Origin of the sequence: Mesorhizobium sp. B2-5-7 (assembly GCF_006440875.1) — a bacterium.
GTDB lineage: Bacteria > Pseudomonadota > Alphaproteobacteria > Rhizobiales > Rhizobiaceae > Mesorhizobium > Mesorhizobium australicum.
The window spans coordinates 29,267-45,496 of record NZ_VFUO01000003.1; the positions used below are offsets into that span (position 1 = coordinate 29,267).

Sequence of the window (16,230 nt, forward strand, 5' to 3'; positions counted from 1 at the left end):
TTGGCCGCGCGCCGCAAAGCGACGACGCAGATATCGCGACTGGCGCACCGCGCCAGCGGCACGGCTGCGGCCAACCGCATGGTGCCGGAGGAGACGCCAGTGGCGTTCTCCTTCGCCGGCACCACGCATGCGGTGATGATGGCGAGCCCCGCCGATTTCGAGGATTTCGCGCTCGGCTTCTCGCTCACCGAAGGCATCATCGCTGCGCCTGATGAGATCGAAGCCATCGAGGTCGAAGATCATGGCGCCGGCATCGACATCCAGATCCGGCTGAAGGACCAGGCCAATACGCGCTTCGAGGCTCGCCGGCGGCGGCTTGCCGGGCCGGTGGGCTGCGGGCTCTGCGGCATCGAATCCATCGAGGAGGCGATGCGCTCGGTCGATCCGGTCGGTGCGTCGAAACTTACGCTTGAGGCCGACGATATCATCCGCTCGGTCAAGCTGCTGTCGAAGGTGCAGCCGCTGCATACCGAGACTGGCGCCGTGCACGCCGCCGGCTTCTATGTCCCTGGCAAGGGCGTCGTCATGGCGCGCGAGGATGTCGGCCGACACAATGCGCTGGACAAGCTGGCCGGCGCGCTGGCCAAGGCCAATATCGATGGCGCATCGGGCGCCGTCGTGGTGACCAGCCGTGTTTCGGTCGAGATGGTGCAGAAGACGGCGGCGATCGGTTCAGCCTTCATCATCGCCGTCTCGGCGCCGACGGCCCTTGCCATCCGCACCGCGGAAGAGGCCGGCATGACGCTGGTGGCGCTGGTGCGTGGCGACGATTTCGATGTTTTTACCCACCCCGACCGGGTGATTTCGGGAGTTGCCCAGCATGTCGCATGACGAAGAGCACATCATGAGCACGGGGGAAAAGCTGGTGCGCATGGCCAACCAGATCGCCGCCTTTTTCCACTCCAGGCCACGCGAGGAAGGCGTTGCCGGCGTCGCCGAGCATATCAACAAGTTCTGGGAGCCGAGAATGCGGCGCCAGTTCTTCGAGATGCTGGACAGCGGCGGTGAAGGCTTCGACGAACTGGTCGTGGTCGCTTCGGCCAGGATCAAACGGCCGATCACGCCGGCGGAGGCCGATCTCAAGCTCGGCCTCGCGGCCTCGCCTGGCGACGTCGCCGCGTCGCAAAAGTAACCGCGTCGGCCGCCGGCTACATTCATTTCCGCTAAAATATAAGCTGCCGCAACCGGCGCGGCTCTGCTATGGTTGGTGATCAGAAATCGTCAGGCCGGGCGGACACCCTCGTGAGGCCGATCGAGACCCGATACGCCCTTAGCGGCGAGGTGCGGATCGCCTATCAGGTGGTCGGCCAGGGGTCGTTCGACCTCGTCTTCGTCCCCGGCTTCATCTCCAACCTCGACCTGCACTGGGAAGACGAGGGCTATACCAGGCTCCTGAGGCGGCTTTCGGCCTTCTCACGGCTGATCCTGTTCGACAAGCGCGGCACGGGTCTTTCCGACCGCGTCGATGTCCATCACCTGCCCAGCCTCGAGACCCGCATGGATGATGTGCGCGCGGTGATGGATGCGGTCGGCAGCGGCCGCGCGTCGATCCTTGGCGCTTCGGAAGGCGCGCCGCTGGCGATGCTGTTCGCCGCCACCTATCCAGAGCGGACGCGGGCACTGGCGCTCTATGGTGGCTACGCGCATTTCCACAAATGGGTGATGCCGCCGGAGCGTCTGGAAGCCTTCATCGCGACGGCCGAGACGGCCTGGGGCACAGGCGCCACCTTGCCCAATTTCGCACCGGGCAGGGTCGACGATACCCGCTTTTCAACCTGGTGGGCGCGCTTCGAGCGGCTGTCGGCAAGCCCTACCGCGGCGGCGACGCTGGCGCGGATGAACGCGGGGATCGATGTACGCGGCGTCCTGGCGGCAATCGGCGCGCCGACGCTGCTGATCCATCGTCGCAACGATGTGCGGGTCGACCCCGACGCCAGCCGCTTTCTGGCCAGGAAGATCCCCAACGCGCGGCTGGTCGAAATCCCGGGGCGCGACCACCCGATCTGGACCGGTGATGTCGACCGGGTCGCCGACCTGATCGAGGAGTTCCTGACCGGCGAGCGCGCCGTGGTGGAAGCCGAACGCGTTCTGGCTGCGCTTCTCGTGACTCGGATCTACGACACGGCCCGCCTCGGAGACCGGATGTGGAGCGAACGCAGCCAGCATTTCCATGAGACATGGCGGACCCTTGTGACGCGCCATGGCGGGCGCTGCGCGGACATGCACTCCGAGATGATGATTTCGCGCTTCGACGGCCCTGGACGTGCCTTGCGTTGCGCGGCGGCGTTGCGGGACGCGGCGCAGCAAATCGGGGTGGCAAGCGCGCAAGGGGCGCATGTCGGCGAGATCGAGTCGCGCGGCCCTCCTGCAGGATTGACGGGCCGCGTGACGATACAACTCGCCGCTCACGCCGGGCGCGGCGAGATATTGGCGTCGAGGCTGGTCGCCGATCTGGCCGTCGGCTCGGGTCTTCATTTCGTCGATCGCGGGCGTGTGGGCATCGACGAGCTGGACGAGCCGCTGGCGTTTGTGCTTGCGATGTCCGAACAGCACCTGGAGCCGGCCTGCCGGCCCAAGACCAAAGCGGCCGAACCGGCTTGCCTGACCGCGCGCGAGAGCGAAGTCGTGAATTTGATCGCCGACGGCAAGAGCAATGCGGCAATCGCCGCCGAACTCAGGCTGAGCGAGCACACGGTCAAGCGCCACGTCGCCAACATACTGCTGAAGCTCGACCTGCCGTCGCGAGCGGCCGCGGCGGCATTTTCCGCCAGGCAGACTGGCCCGGACGGGCCATGAGAGCCATGGCGCTTTCGGGCGAAGCAGGCACACTGCCATAGGCGCTATCAATTCCCCCATGCAGGCCAAGGCGGATATCGCCGGAAAGGCGCTGCGAACGGAGGATGAAATGCCCAAGTCAAAACTGAATGTCAGGTCACTCGTGATCGCGGCGGGCATTGGCGCGCTGTTCACGATCACTCCGGCGAAAGCCGAGGATGCGTCGGCGGCGACAGCCTACAAGGACATCGAGGCGACGCTCGGCTCGGTGCCGGATATGTTCAAGACACTGCCTGACGTCGCCATCGCCGGCGCCTGGGCCGAGATCAAGGGCGTCCAGCTCAATCCCAAGACCGCGCTCGACGGCAAGACCAAGGAGCTGATGGGGCTGGCGGTCGCGTCGCAGATCCCGTGCCAGTATTGCATCTATTTCCACACCGAGGCGGCCAAGCTCAACGGCGCATCGGACGAAGAGATCAAGGAGACGATCGCGATGGCCGCGATCGTGCGCCACTGGTCGACGATCCTCAACGGCAGCCAGGTCGATCTGGCCACCTTCAAGAAGCAGACCGACGGCGTGTTTGCGGCAGTTAAGGCCAAGTCACAGTGAAAGACACCGCCCGTCGGCGAGCGCCGGGCGACACCTCAAACGTCAAACGCCCGATCTTGAAGACGGGCATAGGGAGGATAAAATGCTGACCAAGACCCAAGCCGTGGATGGCGCGGCGATCAAGAAAGCGATCGAAGGCCGTGACGGCAAGATGCTGTCGAGCTTCTATGCCGATGATGCGCTGGTGCGGGTGATCGACCGCAACAATCCGCCGAGCAAGCCGCGCGAAATCCGCGGGCGCGCGGCGATCACGACGTTCTGGGACGACATCTGCAGCCGGGCGATGACCCACAAGGTCGACACCACCATCGCCCACGGCGACAGCCTGGCATTCACCCAGGCATGCGCCTACCCGGACGGCACCAAGGTGTTCTGCGCGGCAATGCTGGAGCTGAAGAACGGCCTGATCGCGCGCCAAACCGTCGTGCAGGCCTGGGACGAGTAGATCAACCCGCGGCCTGAGCCGCAAGTGATGGAGGAGAACCAACATGTTCAGCGCCAGATGGCAGATCGATGCCAAGTTCGGGCACAAGCAGACGGTGCTCGAGCTGATGCGGAAATGGGAACGCGAGATCGGCTCGCAGGTCGGCCTCACCGAGCTCAAATTCCAGATCATGACCGGATCGATCGGCGCCCGTGAAGCGACGGTCGAGTCGCATCACCAGGTCGAAAGCCTGGCCCAGTTGGAGGCGATGTTCGCCAAGATCGGCAAGATCGACGCGCACGCCAAATGGGGCAAGGAGATGGAGCCCTATGTCGTGTCGGGCACCAGCCTGTGGAACATCTATCGCATCGTGGAGTAGCGGCTGGAGTTCTTCTCCCGTTCACGGGAGGAGATGCCGCAGGCAAATGAGGGGCAGCGCCGGCATCGTAGAAGCTTGCGCTGCCCCTGATCCGGCGCCCGGCCCTTCGCTATGGCTCCGGGCGTTCGTCGCTTCGATCGACAAATCGTTGTCGATTGATCGCCAGCGGCGACCGCTCCTCACCCATGCGCAACCATCACATGGCGCACGGCGGTATAATCCTCCAGCGCATAGAGCGACATGTCCTTGCCGTAGCCGGATTGTTTCAGGCCGCCATGCGGCATCTCGTTGGTCAGCATGAAATGGGTGTTGATCCAGGTGCAGCCATATTGCAGCCGCGCGGCGGTCGCCATGGCGCGCGAAACATCCTTGGTCCACACGGATGACGCCAGGCCGTAATCGCTGTCGTTGGCCCAGGCCACCGCCTCGTCCACTTCCGTGAAGCGGGTTATCGAAACGACGGGGCCGAACACTTCGCGGCGCACGATCTCATCCTCCTGCAGCGCGCCGGCGACGACAGTCGGCTGGTAGTAGAAGCCGGTGCCCTCGCCCGGCTTGCCGCCGGTGGTGATCTCGATGTGCTTCAGCTCCGAAGCACGTTCCACGAAGCTCGAGACGCGGTCGCGCTGGCGCCGCGAGATCAGCGGCCCGATTTCGTTCTCGGCGTCGTCTGATAGATTGTATTTGATGGTCGAGACGGCGGTGGAGAGATCGGCGACAAGCTTGTCGTAGATCTTCTTGCCGGCATAGATGCGGCAGGCGGCGGTGCAGTCCTGGCCGGCATTGTAGTAGCCGAAGGCGCGCAGGCCTTTGACGACGGCGCCAAGGTCGGCGTCGTCGAAAACGATGACCGGCGCTTTGCCGCCGAGTTCCAGATGCGTGCGCTTGACCGATTTGGCGGCGGCCTGCAGCACCTTCTTGCCTGTGGCGACGTCGCCGGTGATCGAGATCATGTTGACCTTGGGGTGGTTGATCAGCGTGTTGCCGACGCTGTCGCCGCGGCCAAGCACGACATTGACGACGCCCTCGGGCAGGACATCGGCCAGGATCGTCGCCAGCTTCAGCGCCGTCAACGGCGTCTGCTCCGACGGCTTGAAAACCACCGTGTTGCCGCCGGCGATTGCCGGCGCCAGCTTCCAGGCCATCATCATCAGCGGATAGTTCCAGGGCGCGATCGAGGCGACGATGCCGATCGGGTCGCGCCGGACCATCGAAGTGTGGCCGGGCAGGTATTCGCCCGCGACCACACCTGGCATAGAGCGCACCGCCCCGGCGAAGAAGCGGTAGCAGTCGACGATGGCCGGGATTTCGTCATTGAGCACCGCATTGATCGGCTTGCCGCAATTCACCGCCTCCAGCGTCGCGAACTCCTGCGCCTCGGTCTCGATGCGGTCGGCGATCTTCAGGAGGTAGCCGGAGCGCTGTGCCGGCGTGGTGCGCGACCACAAGGCGAACGCCTTTTCGGCGGCGCTCACCGCCGCCTCGATCTGTGCCTGGCTGGCCTCGGGCAGATTGAGGATGGTCGCCCCGGTCTTCGGATTGAGGATCGGCTCCTCGGTCTCGGTGCCCTTCTCGAATTTCGAGCCGATCAGCATCTGGGTGTCCATTGGTGTCTCCTTGGGCAGAAGCGAATGGGGTAATTAGTGAGTAGTGAGTAGTTAAAGAGCGGACCAAATCTACTCACTACTCACTACTCACTACTCACTACTTTCATTTGCCCGAACCGGCGATCTGGTCGCCGTCGCGGGTCAAGTAATAGGCAACCAGGATCGGCAGCAGCGTCACCAGCACAACCACCATGGCCACGACATTGGTGACCGGGCGCTGGCGCGGGCGGATCAGTTCCTCCAGCATCCAGATCGGCACGGTCTGCTGCTGGCCGGCGGTGAAGGTGGTGACGATGACCTCATCGAACGAGAGGGCGAAGGCCAGCATGCCGCCTGCGAGCAGTGCGGTGGCGATGTTGGGCAGCACGACATGGCGAAAGGTCTGGAAGCCATCGGCGCCGAGATCCATCGAGGCCTCGATCATCGAACCGGAGGTGCGGCGGAAACGGGCGACCGCGTTGTTGTAGACGACGACCACGCAGAAAGTGGCGTGGCCGAGCACGATCGTCCAGAACGAGAACGGGATTTCGGCCAGCGAAAAGGCCGAGCGCAGCGCGATGCCGGTGATGATCCCGGGCAGCGCGATGGGCAGGATGACCAGCAGCGAGATGGTCTCGCGGCCGAAGAATTTCGTCCGTGACACAGCTGCGGCGCAGAGCGTGCCGAGCAGCAGCGCGATCGCGGTCGAGATGGCGGCGACGCGCACCGACAGCGACAGCGCTTCCCAGACATCGGGCCGGTTCCAGGTGACGGCGAACCATTGCGTGGTCAGCCCCGGCGGTGGCCAGACGAAGCTCTTCTCTTCCGTCGTGAAAGCATAGACGAAGATCAGCAGGATCGGCAGATGCAGGAAGAGCAGGCCGCTGGCGGCGGCGATCTTCAGGCCGAGGGGAGCGGATTGACCACGGTCAGAGCGCATCGAAAGCCCCCATTCGCTTGGCGCCCCAGAGATAGAAGCCCATGATGACGATGGGCACCACGGTGAAGGCGGCGGCGAGCGGTATGTTGCCGGCGGTGCCTTGCTGCGAGTAGACGGCCTGGCCGATGAAGAGGCGCGAGGTGCCGATGATCTGCGGGATGATGTAGTCGCCCAATGTCAGCGAAAAGGTGAAGATAGAACCGGCGACGATGCCGGGCAGCGCCAGCGGGAATAAGACGTTGCGGAATGTCTGCCCCGGCGAAGCACCGAGATCGGACGAGGCCTCGACCAGATTGCCAGGCACCCGCTCGAGGGCTGCCTGAACGGGGAGGATCATGAACGGCAGCCAGACATAGACGAACACGATGAAAGTGCCGGTGAACGACACCGACAGCGAATTGCCGCCGACGACCGGCAGTGACAGCCAGGCGTCGAGCAGCCACAACAAATGCAGCTTGGCGAGCAGCCAGGTTAAAATACCTTCCTTGGCCAGGATCAGCTTCCAGGCATAGATCTTGACCAGGTAGCTCGACCACAGCGGCAGCATGACGCCGAGATAGAACAGCGCCTTCCAGCGGCCGCGCGCATAGCGCGCCGCATAGTAGGCGATCGGGAAAGCGATTATGGCGGAGGCAAGCGTGACCAATGCGGCCATCGTCACCGTGCGCAGGATGATGTCGAGATTGGCCGCCTGGAGCAGGTCGCCATAGGTCTTCAGCGTGAATTGGCGATTGATGAGGCCCGAGAATTCGTCGATCGAGAAAAAACTCTGGGCCAGCAGCGCGAACAACGAGCCGATATAGACGATGCCGAGCCACAGCACCGGCGGCAGGAGCATCAACAGCAGCAACAGTTGGGGTCGGCGCCAGAAGAGATCGGACAGCGCCCCGCGCATGCCGCCGCTGCCGGGCAGGATGGCGGGCGCCGTGGCACGCGGCATGGTAGCGTCGAGGCTCATACCGGCTCGTCCATCAGGTGCAGATGCTCGCGGTTGAAGGTGAGCATGACCGCCTCACCTTCCGCCGGCAGGGGCGTTCCCGCAGGCACCACGGCGTGCAGTTTCAACCCGTCGGCATCGAGCGCCAGCCTTGTCGTGGCGCCGAGATAGTTGGTCGAGACGAGGCGCGCGGCGACGCCTTCGCCGCTCGCCGCGCGGCCGACACGAATGGATTCAGGGCGCAGGCTGCCCCAGCGGTGCTGGCCGGAATAACGCTGGACGAAATTCGGCGGCAGCACGTTGGAGGAGCCGACGAAATCGGCGACGAAACGCGTGCTCGGCCGCTGATAAATATCCTCGGGCGTGCCGATCTGCATGATCCTGCCATCGTTGAAGACGGCGACGCGATCGGCCATCGACAGCGCCTCGCCCTGATCGTGAGTGACGAAGACGAAGGTGATGCCGAGCGCCTTCTGCAGCGATTTCAGCTCTTCCTGCATGTTTTCGCGCAGCTTGAGGTCGAGCGCGCCGAGCGGCTCGTCGAGCAGCAGCACCTTGGGCTGGTTGACCAGGGCACGGGCGAGCGCGACACGCTGGCGCTGACCCCCGGAAAGCTGGCCGGGCCGGCGCGCGCCATAGCCAGGCAGCCGCACCAGCGACAGCGCTTCTTCCGCCGCCTTGTGCCGCTCGGCCTTGCCGACACGCTTGACCATCAGCCCGTAGGCGACGTTGTCGAGCACGTTGAGATGCGGGAACAGCGCGTAGTCCTGGAACACGGTGTTGACGTTGCGGCGGTAGGGCGGCACGCCCTCGGCCCGCTCGCCGAAGATCGAGATCGAACCCGCCGTCGGCTGCTCGAAGCCGGCGATGAGACGCAGGCACGTGGTCTTGCCCGAACCGGACGGCCCGAGCATGGCGAAGAATTCGCCCGGCGCGATGTCGAGATCGACAGCGTCGACAGCGCGAACGCTGCCGAAATGGCGCGAGGCTTTTTGAAAGGAAACGGCTGATGTCATGGGGTGTCCTGATCTTTCAGGCTCATCAAATTTCAGGCGATCGCGCCGCCCCTCATTCGCCTGCCGGCACCTTCTCCCCGTATAGCGACGAGGAGAAGGGACAAGCTCCAACGCTGGCAACTGCCTCTCCCTGTTCTTCACGGGGAGAGGCAGGGGTGAGAGGCAGCGCCTACCTCTCTAGCGAAGCGAACTCACCGGCCGCCTATGACGCCGATGTAATCCGAGACCCAGCGATAATAGGGCACGCACTGGTCGTTCTGGGTGGCGCATTTGGAAACCGGCGTCTTCCAGAACTTGATCTTGTCGAAATTGTCGTAGCCGTTGGTCTTGCAGCCTTCCTCGCCGAGCAGCTCGTTGCCCTTGCAGGCGGCCGGCACGACCGGCAGCGAGCCGAACCAGGCGGAGACATCGCCCTGCACCTTCGGCGCCAGCGAATGCTCGAGCCACATATAGGCGCAGTTCGGGTGAGCGGCGTCGGCTTCCATCATGGTGGTGTCGGCCCAGCCGGTGACGCCTTCTTCCGGCACGGTCGAGGCGACCGGCTTCTTGGCGGCGACCAGCGTGTTGACCTGGTACGGCCACGAGCCTGATGCAACGACGCCTTCGTTCTGGAAATCGTCGACCTGGATGGCGGCGTCGTGCCAGTAGCGGCCAACCAGCGTGCGCTGGACGCGCAGCAATTCGAGCGCCGCCTTGTACTGGTCCTCGTTCAATTCGTAGGGATCCTTGATGCCGAGTTCCGGCTTGTGGAACATCAAATAATTGGCGGCGTCCGCTATATGGATCGGTCCGTCATAGGCCTGGACGCGGCCTTTGTTGGACTTGCCATCCGGCAGCTTCATCTCCTCGAAGACGACGTTCCAGCTCTTCGGTGCTTCCTTGAAGACCTCGGTGTTGTACATCAGGATGTTGGGACCCCACTGATAGGGGACGCCGTAATGCACCTTGTCGACGGTGAACCAGGGCGCGTCCTTCAGCCGGTCGTCCACCGTCTTCCAACTCGGGATGAGATCGGTGTTGATCGGCTGCACGCGCTTGCCGGCGACGAGCCGCAGCGAGGCATCGCCCGAAGCTGTGACGAGGTCGAAGCCGCCCTCGTTCATCAGCGAGACCATTTCATCCGAGGTGTTGGCGGTCTTGACGTTGACCTTGCAACCGCTCTCCTTCTCGAAGGCGCTCACCCAGTCATAGCCCTTGTCGGTCTCGCCGCGCTCGATGTAGCCCGGCCAGGCGACGATGTTGACCTGACCTTCGCCCTTGCCGAGTTCCTTCACCTGGGCGATGGCCTGACCGGAGAAGGTCAGCGCGACCGTCAAGGCAGTGCACGACTTCAGGAATGAATGCATATCGATCTCCCATTTTGGCACGTGATCCTGAAACCGCTCCGGTTGTCGCCAGATCACGCGCGGACTGAAAAACTTGTCAGCTCGTCCGTTGGACTTGACGCCACTCTGATGGCAGCTTTGGTCCTTCCAACGGAAGGTGCTTTGAAAATCCCGGTTTCGCAAATTCATTTATCAGAAGGCCGATATCGGTTTTTCCGATATACTCCCTCAGGCCAGCGCCGTCACCAGCCAGCAGGCGGCGTTGAAACGAGCCTGACCATCCTTTACGAAAGGGGCGAAGGCAGCAGGCAACACCGTGATAATTTTTTCGGCCGTCGCCTGGTCGACCTCGCGCAGCGCGGCGGCGAGCGGCCCTAGCCGGGTGGCATACATCATCAGATCCCCTTCGGCGATCTTACATGGTAAGTTCGCCTGTCTGACGTCGATTGACGACCAGCCGCTCGCTTCAAGTATCCGCTTCACCTTGGCGCCGTCGGCAAAGGCAAACTGCCCCGGCGCATCGGGGTCTGGCGCGGGTGCGGTCGGCAGGAAAGGCGCAGCCGCTCGCGCGGCGGTCGTCATGAAATCATTCTCCGCCGGACTGCGCCAGGCAACAAAGGCGAGTTTGCCACCGCGCCTCGCTGCCTGTCTTATGTTGGAGAACGCGGCCACGGGATCATCGAAGAACATGATACCAAAGCGCGAGACAACAGCGTCGAAGCGACCTGGTTCGAACGCATACGTCTGGGCATCGCCCACTTCAAAACTTGCGTTTGCCACCTCTTCCGCCTGCGTGCGTTCTGTCGCCAGAGCGACAAGCGGCTGCGAAATGTCCAGCCCAACACAACGTCCGTTGTTGCCGACGCGGCGCGCCATCGCCAGAGTTGTCGCGCCGGCGCCGCAGCCGATGTCCAGGACGTTGCCCCCTTCCCCGGGATAGCCGGCATCGACTACCAGCCGCTCGAACGGCGCCAGAATCTCGTCAAGGATCGGCTGCATTTCGACCCAGGCCTTTCCGCTGGCGTCGTTCCAGAGCGCGGCTTGCCGTGTGTTTGGCTGTGCGGATCGCGACATAACGGACCTCACTTTTCTGTTGCTCTCACCAATCGTCGCCATCACTTTACGAGTTCAAGCCGACTTGAGGTCAAGCATGAAAGATATGGACATTGCCGAAGTGTCGCGCCGCACCGGCGTACCCGCATCGACACTTCGTTACTACGAGGAGAAGGGCCTAATTGCTTCGATCGGCCGTCGCGGCCTGCGCCGCTTGTTCGATCCGGCTGTCCTGGAACGGCTCGCCTTGATTGGGCTTGGACGCGCCGGCGGATTCGCACTGGACGAGATTTCCGCGATGCTGACGCCCGACGGCCTGCCGAAAATGGATCGGGCGCGCCTGGATGCGAAGGCCAACGAACTGGACCACACCATCCAGCGCCTGACCGCGATCCGGGAGGCTTTGCGTCACGCCGCCCGATGCCCCGCCGCTCGGCCGATGGAGTGTCCGACGTTTCGCCGCGCCGTCAGGCTTGCCGGCGCCGGCCGCTTCGAGGTTGCTCCGCTCGGGCCTTTCAAAGCGGAGCCGGTTCTCGCCACAAAGCGCAAGCGCAAGACTGGCGGCGTCGCCGGGAGCAGACCACACTAGCGGCGCACCGTCCGCTGCGACTGGGCAAGACCCACAAAATCGCGCGCCGCGGCGGCCAAGCCAGATCCCCGCCGCCAGACCATGCCAACCTGCACCACCGGCAAGGAACCGGAAATGTCGCGCGATTCGATGCGGTCGCCCTCCAGCGACCAGGGTCGGTAGACGAGGTCAGGCAGCAGCGCCACGCCGGCCCCGGTGGCGACGAGGCTGCGAACGGCCTCCACGGAACGGGTGCGGAAGGCGACATGCGGCCTGGCGCCGATCGCCGTCAGCAGCTTGCCGGTGTTTTCCTCGATCTCGTCAACGGTCAGCATGATCAGCGGTTCGGAGGCGATATCGCCGATGCCGATAATGTCGGCGCCAGCCAGGGGATGGCCGAGCGGCAGCCACAGCCGGTAAGCCGAGACTTCGAGGATTTCCGATTGCAGTGCAGTGCGGTCGCGCAAATTGGAGGTGACCATGACGGCAATGTCCAGCTTGCCGCCGATCAGGAGATGTTCGAGGTAGTCGCCATTGTCCTCGATGGCCGAGACCTCGACGCCGGGATAGGCGCGGCGGTAGCGTGAGAGCAGATCCGACAGCACATAGCCGGCGACCAGCGAGGTGACGCCCAGTTGCAGCCGCCCGCCCGCCACCGCCTGCTCGCCGGAAAAAGAGCGGCGGGCGTCGGACACGTCGGCGAGAATCTTTGTCGCGTGGCGCAGGAACTGGTGGCCCTTGTGGGTGATGTTGAGGCCGCGCGGATGGCGCTCGAACAGTTCGACGCCAAGATCGCTTTCAAGTTCCTTGATCGCCTCGGTGACCGACGATTGCGAGATGGAGAGGTTTTGCGCCGCGCGCGATACCGTGCCTTGCTCGGCGACGGCGATGAAGAACTGCAACTGCCGGATGGTGAAGGCCATTGCCGGACTAAACACCGACGCAGCCGCGAAGAAAAGCCGATGGCGAAGCTTATCCCATGGCTGGATGCCTGGCCCTGGCTCAGCCCGGCATCGGTCGGATGCGCCGCCAGCATGCCGGGCCATAGCGCAAGGCAAGCATGAATGCCGTTTCCAGCGCCAGGACAATAGCGACGATGCGAAAGCCGACGGCGAGCGGGCTTTGGCCGCTGCCGTGCAGCGCATAGCCCGTAAGCAGAAAGCCGGCATTCCAGAGCGTGGCTCCGGCTAGCGTCGCGACCACGAAGGGTAAGGCTGGCAGGCAGAGCGCGCCGGCCGCGATCGGCAAATAGTTGCGCACCGTCGGAATAAACTGCGCCAGCAGGGAAACCCTGACATGGTTGCGGCGATAGGCCTGGCCAAGCTTGCGGTAGGTTTCGGGGCGCAAGAAGACATATCTGCCGAACCGCTCGACCAGCCTGTCGGCGCGATCGATTCCGATCCGGCGGCCGACAGTGTACCAGACGAGACAGCCTGTCATTGAGGCCAGCGTGGTCACGCCAAGCAGAATTGCCAGCGTCGCATCGTCAGGCACCGCCGTCATGCCGAGGAACAGCAGCAGCAGATGCGAGGGCGGGATCGGCAGAATCTTCTCGGTAAAGGCGAGGCAGAAGACGCCGAACAGGCCGAAGCCGAGAATGGCCGACAATGGTCCCGTCATGCGAAGCGCCAGTCGTAGGTTCCTGACGTGTTGAGCCTGGTGATGCGATAGACCGTCGCCGGCGGGAAGTTGCGAAAGGTATGGCCAACCCGCGTAACCCCGAGATCGAGCCTGTCGAGCAGCGACTGGTCGAATGGACAGCGCCGTCCGAGCGTGAACTGGTAGAGCGCTGCGCCGGGGCGAACGTTGGCGAAAACACCTTCGAGAATCGCAAATGTCCTGCGCGGCGAAATCAGCCGGAAAGGCAAGCCGCTGACGGCGGCGCCAATCGCAGGCCGTTGGAAGAGCGAGAGATGGCGCAGACCGACGGCGTCCATTTCGAAAATCCGGGCGGCAGGAAAACGACGCATGAGCAGTGCGGCGAAATCCGGATCGGATTCGATCAGCGTCAAATCTTCCTCCTTCACCCCGCGCGACAGCAGCGCCCTCGTGAACGGCCCGGTTCCTGGGCCGAGTTCCAGCACGGGCCCGGTCTCGGGTCCAATGTCACAGGTCATCAATGCCGCCAGGCTGGAACTGGACGGCGTGACGGAGCCGACCCTGAACGGCGCGACCGTCCACGCCATGAGAAAGGACAGAGCATCATTTGCGGGCATGGTAACCTCGATCCCGGACAACATCACGCCAACCAGTTTGGTGTGGCCACGTGGTTTCGTTTCAGCGCCATTGGTTTCGAGCGTCAGGCCCGACCTGTTGCATATTCGGGCCTGACGCCTTCACGTCGGCGCGAGCGATTCGTGCCGACCCGGGTTGTTTGCCGCGATTGGGTTGCATAGACATTGCGCAATTTCGCTGAGGCCAAGAAAGTGCCTGTCGACCGCAGTCCTTCGGCTTTGCCATGTTTACGCAATGTTGGCGCGGTAGCGCCCGGCGCGGTTTTCTGAGGGATTGTCGATGCGTATCTTGCTGGTCGAAGACGAACCCGAGATGGTTTCGGCCCTGCGTGCCGCGCTGAAGCGCCACGATATGGTGGTCGATCACGCCGGCACATTGCTGGAGGCGGAGGGGTTCGTTGCCGTCGACAGCTATGACGCCATCCTGCTCGACCGCCAGTTGCCGGATGGCGACGGGCTGTCGCTGGTGCCGAGACTGCGTTCGGCCAGGAACACCTCGCCCGTGCTGGTGCTGACGGCGAGAGGCGACACGTCGGACAAGGTCGATGGGCTGGACATGGGCGCGGACGATTATCTGGCAAAGCCATTCGCGTTCGAGGAACTGCTTGCCCGGTTGCGCGCGCTGCTCAGGCGCCCGGCGCCGCTGCAGTCGCAGTTCATCCGCGCCGGCGATCTGGTGCTCGACGTCGGACATCGCGAAGCCTCTATCCGCGCCGAACCGCTCAGCCTGCCGCGCCGCGAACTCCTTGTGCTGGAGGCTCTGATGCGCCGCACCGGCCGCATGGTGCAGCGCGAGGCGCTGATGGAGGCGGTGTTCGGTCTCGACGACGAGATCCAGTCCAACGCGCTCGACACGCACGTCTCGCGCCTGCGCCGCAAGCTCGCCGATGCCAATGCCGGGGTGACGATCAACGGCATTCGCGGCGTCGGCTATCTCCTGCGCGAGACGACATGAGCGCCAAGCGATGAGCCTCAAGCGCCCGCATTCGCTGAAATGGAGCTTGGTGCTGCGCATCGCCTTGCTGCAATGCGCCATGCTGACCCTGATCATCGTCGGCATTCTCGGCGCCATGCTGGCCACCGGCCTTATCCCGCACGATTACGAGGACGGCACGATGGACGTGCTGGCGGATGCGGTGACACGCGATGCCGGCGGCAAGTTGGTTCTGCGCGAGACCTCGGACCTGACGAAGCTGCGGTCGGGTGTTCCCGACCTCTGGTTCATCATTCGAGACAAGCAGGGGCAAAGGCTGCAGGAGGGGACCGTGCCGCCCACCTTCCAGCCTTTCACCGGACTGCTGGACACGATCAGCGACGCCCGTATCGACCATGCAATCGGACAAGCCGCGCCGCCGGAGGGAAAGATCCGCTGGACCGACACGATGGCCGGCAACGTCCAGATTTTCAGCGGCACCAAGGGCGGGCTTTCGCTGCTGCGTCTGCTCGGCCAGGCGCCGCAATTCTTCCTGCAGGGCATATTGCCGCTCGCCGGGCTGATGGCGCTGGCCACGCTGTTCGCGACGCCATGGGTGGTGCGTGGCGCTTTGTCGGGACTTGGCCATGCGGCGGCCGAGGCTGAGCGCATCGACATCGACCAGCGCGGCGTGCAGCTGCCGCTGAAGGACGTGCCGACGGAAGTGACGCCGCTGGTCAAGGCCGTGAATGCCGCCCTTGCGCGCCTCGACAAGGGCTATGAGCGCCACAAGCGCTTCCTCACCGACGCCGCCCATGAGCTCAGGACACCGGTAGCCATCCTCAACACGCGCCTCGCCTCGCTGCCGGCGACACCGGAGCGGGCACGGCTGCTGCAGGACGCGGCCAGGCTTTCGACGCTGACCGACCAGTTGCTCGACCTGCAGCGCCTCGACCGGCAGACGTCGCCGTTCGAAGCGGTCGATCTCGTGGCGACCGCGCGCGGCGTTATCGTGGACCTCGCGCCGATGGCGTTTTCTGCCGGTTACGAAATGTCGTTCGAGCCGGAACGGGACACGATTTTCGCCACCGGAGACCGCACCGCCATCGAGCGCGCGGTGACCAACATCGTCCAGAACGCCATCGAGCATGGCGGTCGCGCTGGCAAGATCACCGTCGGCGTCACAACGCCCGCCATCATCGAGGTCCGGGACGAAGGCGACGGCGTCCCGCCGGGCGAGCGGGAGCGCATCTTCGAGCCCTTCTATCGGCTGCGCCCGCAGGATCATGGCGCCGGCCTCGGCCTCAATCTCGTGCAGGAAATCATGTATCTCCATGGCGGCCGCATCGATATCCTCGATGGCAAGCCCAGCGGCGCCTGCTTCAGGATGAGTTTTCGCGCTTTACCCGTTTAGCCTTGCCGCCAACCTCGCAAGGCCGCTGGTGCGTTTGACATTGCGACAAATCGTAA

At 64.0% G+C, this 16,230-nt stretch carries 18 protein-coding genes; 9 read left to right on the forward strand and 9 right to left on the reverse strand.

Going from position 1 to position 16,230, the window contains the following annotated elements:
* The 6 genes from fdhD (at window position 1) to FJ543_RS14030 (ending at window position 4,188) form a co-directional block, all read left to right on the forward strand.
* Window positions 1-831: a formate dehydrogenase accessory sulfurtransferase FdhD gene (gene fdhD, locus FJ543_RS14005; RefSeq protein WP_140875599.1), complete on the forward strand. Its 831-nt coding sequence runs from the start codon at window positions 1-3 to the stop codon at window positions 829-831.
* Window positions 821-1,132 carry a formate dehydrogenase subunit delta gene (locus FJ543_RS14010; RefSeq protein ID WP_015314122.1) on the forward strand — a complete coding sequence of 104 codons (312 nt, stop codon included), beginning with the start codon at window positions 821-823 and terminating at the stop codon, window positions 1,130-1,132. The genes fdhD and FJ543_RS14010 overlap by 11 nt, the downstream gene beginning before the upstream one ends.
* 110 nt (window positions 1,133-1,242) lie before the next feature.
* The gene (locus FJ543_RS14015) at window positions 1,243-2,796 is read left to right on the forward strand and encodes an alpha/beta fold hydrolase (protein ID WP_140875601.1); all 1,554 of its coding nucleotides are present in this window, start codon (window positions 1,243-1,245) and stop codon (window positions 2,794-2,796) included.
* A gap of 109 nt (window positions 2,797-2,905) precedes the next feature.
* Entirely contained in the window at window positions 2,906-3,385 is a 480-nt protein-coding gene (locus FJ543_RS14020; protein WP_140660571.1) for a carboxymuconolactone decarboxylase family protein, read from the forward strand.
* A gap of 82 nt (window positions 3,386-3,467) precedes the next feature.
* Window positions 3,468-3,830, forward strand: coding sequence for a nuclear transport factor 2 family protein (locus FJ543_RS14025; protein ID WP_015314125.1), 363 nt, complete (start codon window positions 3,468-3,470; stop codon window positions 3,828-3,830).
* A gap of 43 nt (window positions 3,831-3,873) precedes the next feature.
* The gene (locus FJ543_RS14030; RefSeq protein ID WP_015314126.1) at window positions 3,874-4,188 is read left to right on the forward strand and encodes a hypothetical protein; all 315 of its coding nucleotides are present in this window, start codon (window positions 3,874-3,876) and stop codon (window positions 4,186-4,188) included.
* 179 nt (window positions 4,189-4,367) lie between these two features.
* On the opposite strand, the gene FJ543_RS14035 is transcribed toward FJ543_RS14030, so the two are convergent.
* The 6 genes from FJ543_RS14035 to FJ543_RS14060 all read right to left on the reverse strand — a co-directional run bounded on the left by FJ543_RS14035 (window position 4,368) and on the right by FJ543_RS14060 (window position 11,066).
* Window positions 4,368-5,795 carry a gamma-aminobutyraldehyde dehydrogenase gene (locus tag FJ543_RS14035; protein WP_140875603.1) on the reverse strand — a complete coding sequence of 476 codons (1,428 nt, stop codon included), beginning with the start codon at window positions 5,793-5,795 and terminating at the stop codon, window positions 4,368-4,370.
* A gap of 103 nt (window positions 5,796-5,898) precedes the next feature.
* A complete protein-coding gene (locus FJ543_RS14040) occupies window positions 5,899-6,714 on the reverse strand; it encodes an ABC transporter permease (RefSeq protein ID WP_140723137.1) in 816 nt (271 codons plus the stop codon).
* On the reverse strand, window positions 6,704-7,654 hold the full coding sequence (locus FJ543_RS14045; protein WP_181172927.1) for an ABC transporter permease: 951 nt from the start codon (window positions 7,652-7,654) through the stop codon (window positions 6,704-6,706). Before FJ543_RS14045 ends, FJ543_RS14040 begins: the two co-directional genes overlap by 11 nt.
* 14 nt (window positions 7,655-7,668) lie before the next feature.
* On the reverse strand, window positions 7,669-8,667 hold the full coding sequence (locus FJ543_RS14050) for an ABC transporter ATP-binding protein (RefSeq protein WP_140875605.1): 999 nt from the start codon (window positions 8,665-8,667) through the stop codon (window positions 7,669-7,671).
* Between the two features lie 191 nt (window positions 8,668-8,858).
* A complete protein-coding gene (locus FJ543_RS14055) occupies window positions 8,859-10,013 on the reverse strand; it encodes an ABC transporter substrate-binding protein (protein ID WP_015314131.1) in 1,155 nt (384 codons plus the stop codon).
* A gap of 207 nt (window positions 10,014-10,220) precedes the next feature.
* Window positions 10,221-11,066, reverse strand: coding sequence for a class I SAM-dependent methyltransferase (locus FJ543_RS14060; protein WP_140875607.1), 846 nt, complete (start codon window positions 11,064-11,066; stop codon window positions 10,221-10,223).
* Between the two features lie 76 nt (window positions 11,067-11,142).
* On the opposite strand from FJ543_RS14060, the gene FJ543_RS14065 reads away from it, so the two are divergent.
* Entirely contained in the window at window positions 11,143-11,634 is a 492-nt protein-coding gene (locus FJ543_RS14065) for a helix-turn-helix domain-containing protein (protein WP_140875609.1), read from the forward strand.
* Here the strand turns inward: FJ543_RS14065 and FJ543_RS14070 are convergent.
* From FJ543_RS14070 to FJ543_RS14080, 3 genes are all read right to left on the reverse strand, one after another.
* Window positions 11,631-12,536: a LysR substrate-binding domain-containing protein gene (locus tag FJ543_RS14070; protein WP_015314134.1), complete on the reverse strand. Its 906-nt coding sequence runs from the start codon at window positions 12,534-12,536 to the stop codon at window positions 11,631-11,633. The two genes, FJ543_RS14065 and FJ543_RS14070, sit on opposite strands and share 4 nt — an antisense overlap.
* Window positions 12,537-12,615: 79 nt before the next feature.
* Entirely contained in the window at window positions 12,616-13,233 is a 618-nt protein-coding gene (locus tag FJ543_RS14075; RefSeq protein ID WP_140875611.1) for a DedA family protein, read from the reverse strand.
* The gene (locus FJ543_RS14080; protein ID WP_140875613.1) at window positions 13,230-13,829 is read right to left on the reverse strand and encodes an rRNA adenine N-6-methyltransferase family protein; all 600 of its coding nucleotides are present in this window, start codon (window positions 13,827-13,829) and stop codon (window positions 13,230-13,232) included. Before FJ543_RS14080 ends, FJ543_RS14075 begins: the two co-directional genes overlap by 4 nt.
* 298 nt (window positions 13,830-14,127) lie before the next feature.
* Here FJ543_RS14080 and FJ543_RS14085 point away from each other — a divergent pair, with 298 nt between their 5' ends.
* Both FJ543_RS14085 and FJ543_RS14090 read left to right on the forward strand, forming a co-directional pair.
* The gene (locus FJ543_RS14085; RefSeq protein ID WP_140660565.1) at window positions 14,128-14,802 is read left to right on the forward strand and encodes a response regulator transcription factor; all 675 of its coding nucleotides are present in this window, start codon (window positions 14,128-14,130) and stop codon (window positions 14,800-14,802) included.
* A gap of 10 nt (window positions 14,803-14,812) precedes the next feature.
* Window positions 14,813-16,174, forward strand: a complete 1,362-nt coding sequence (locus tag FJ543_RS14090; RefSeq protein ID WP_140875615.1) for a HAMP domain-containing sensor histidine kinase — start codon at window positions 14,813-14,815, stop codon at window positions 16,172-16,174.
* Window positions 16,175-16,230: the final 56 nt, after the last annotated feature.